This window comes from Actinomycetota bacterium, assembly GCA_041658565.1.
Taxonomy (GTDB): domain Bacteria; phylum Actinomycetota; class AC-67; order AC-67; family AC-67; genus JBAZZY01.
Map to the genome: position 1 here is coordinate 1 of JBAZZY010000108.1, position 2513 is coordinate 2513.

The window sequence follows — 2513 nt, forward strand, 5'->3', positions numbered from 1 at the left end:
TGGCCGGGCGCAAGACAGGATCCCCCGCATGGGTGTCGGTCGATGGCAGGGGCAAGGCGAACCAGAAGGTCGCCCCGGCTTCGGGTTTGCCTTCGCCCCAGATGCGGCCGTTGTGCCGGTGCAGGATGCGCTGGGCGATGGCCAGGCCGACGCCGGTGCCTTCGAATTCGTCCTGGCGGTGCAGGCGCTGGAAGACGCCGAACAGCTTGTCGGCATACTGCATGTCGAAGCCGGCGCCATCGTCCCTGACCCAGTAGATGGCTTCCCCGCCTTCCGTGCGGCCGCCGACTTCGATGCGCGCGACGGGATGCCGGCGCGTGAACTTGGCGGCGTTGCCGAGCAGATTCGCCCAGACCTGGCGCAGCATGGCGGCGTCGCCGCCGGCGCGCGGCAGCGGCGGCAAGAGCGCGAACTCGATGGCGCGTTGCGGCTCGGCCGCGCGCAACTCGTCGATGACGCCCAAGGCCATGGCTTCCATGTCGATCGACTGCCGGTCCATTTCGCGGCGCCCCATGCGCGAGAAGCCGAGCAGGTCGTCGATCAGTTGCCCCATGCGTTGGGCATTGTCGCGCACCACCTGAAGCTGGCGACGGCCTTCGTCGTCGAGCCGGTCGGCGTAGCCGGTCAGCAGCTTGCGCGAGAAACCGTCGATGGCGCGCAGGGGCGCGCGCAGGTCGTGGGATACCGAATAGGAAAACGCCTCGAGCTCCTTGTTGGCGCCTTCGAGTTCTACCGTACGTTGCTGCACCCGCTCTTCAAGCTCGGCATTGAAGCGCTGGATTTCCCTTTCGGCGGCCTCGCGCCTGACAATTTCCGCGCGCAGGTTGTTGATCGAAGTATAGGAGTCGCGCAGCCGGCGGATCATGCTATTGAAGGACTGTGCCACTGCCCCGAGTTCATCCGCCGTGCCTAGCAGCCTGTCGGACTTGACCTGAATTTTGAGGGATCGACAAGTTTACTCGGCGCTTTTTGGTTGAGTATATGCATAATGGTTACGCTTTACCCTATTTCCATCGCTTTTTGCCTCATTTCACCAGCTACCGGCACAATTTGGGCGCAACACGGCCATACGCTTCACATTCCACGCGAGACAGACCAGCGTCCACTCCCCGCTGACGTTGTTCAGTCCGCGAAGAAGAAACTGCCGAAAGCCCATCACCGACTTGATGATGCCAAAGACCGGTTCGACCGTTTGCTTGCGTAACGCGTAGAGCGCTCGCCCTGCCTTCGTTTTCAACTGGTGGGCCATGGCCTGCATCGGCGCGGCATCATCGGGCAAGGCGGCAGGCTCGCTGTGACGCTCACGCCAGCCCGGATGGTGCTCCTCCCTCGCTACCGCAATCAGCGGTTCAATGTGAGCGGCCTCGCATGCCTTGATGTTCTTCTCGCTGGAGAACCCCGTGTCAGCAATCAGGCGCTCCACCGCGCCCAGCACCGCCGTCTGCCCTTCGATCGTCTTCAGCATCGGCTCGACCTGTTCCTTGTCGTTGGGTGCCTGCGTGACGCCAGTGGCAACGACCAGCATCGTGGAGGCATCGACGGCCGCTTGGGCGTTGTAACACTGCTCGAAGCCGCCACCGGCCACCGGCATGATGCGGGATTCATCGTCGGTAAGATTGATCTGGTCGCTGTCCTTCGGTCCGGGTTTCGGCGCCTCGGGCGTCTTGCCCCTTGCCTTCTTCCCCGTCTCTTCCTCTTTGGCGGCGCGGCGCGCCATCTTCTCGTCGTACTCAGCTTTCTCACGCTGATAGCGCTCCGCGGCCCGCGCGGCAATTTTGGCCTTGGCCGCCGCCATCACCGCCAGCCGGTCTTCGCGGCGCTTGATCTCTTCGGGAAGGCTGACGCCATCCGGGATGTCGGCCTGATCCGCTTGTTCGGCCAAGGCCAACAGTTCCTGCACTTCTGCCTTGAGCTGGACTTCAAGCTTCTCGATGTGCCCATGCGACAGCGCGCTGTGGCGCGAGGCGTTGGCGTGGATCTTGGTGCCGTCCAGACAGACGGTGCCCAGTTTGAGCAGTTTCATTTCCTGGGCCATTTCCAGCACCTGCACAAACAGGTTCGCCAGTTCGTCAAGGAAGCGACGACGGAAGGTGGCCAGGGTGTCATGATCCGGATGGCTGTTGGCCGCAATGTAGCGGAAGGCCACCGAGTCATACGTGGCCCGCTCCAGCCGGCGACTGGAGAAGACCCCCGTAGCGTAGCCATAGACCAGAATCGCCAGCAAGGTTGCCGGATGGTGCGCCTTCGAGCCTCGTCCCGCGTACTGGCGGGTCAGATTCGACAGGTCCAGTCCGTCGATGACTTCAACGACAAACCGTGCCAGGTGATCTTCGCCCAGCCAGTCATCTACTGACGGCGGCAGCAGATAATCAGTCTTGCGGTCGGTTACGATGAAGTTAGACATGGCGGAACACTGGAATTTAACAAGGAAATGACTATAGCATAGTTCAGCCTGCCGTGCAACAATTTTTTAAGTCCGACAGGCTGCTAGCCCGTTCTTGCCGTGGGAAACG

2 protein-coding genes are annotated in these 2513 nt (G+C 62.1%); both read right to left on the reverse strand.

From position 1 onward, the window contains the following. Positions 1-886, reverse strand: an 886-nt coding sequence (locus tag WDA27_15540; protein ID MFA5892337.1) for an ATP-binding protein, incomplete at its 3' end; no start/stop codon positions are given. A gap of 144 nt (positions 887-1030) precedes the next feature. Then, positions 1031-2404 (reverse strand): IS1182 family transposase, encoded by a 1374-nt coding sequence (locus tag WDA27_15545; protein MFA5892338.1) that lies wholly within the window; start codon positions 2402-2404, stop codon positions 1031-1033. Positions 2405-2513: the final 109 nt, after the last annotated feature.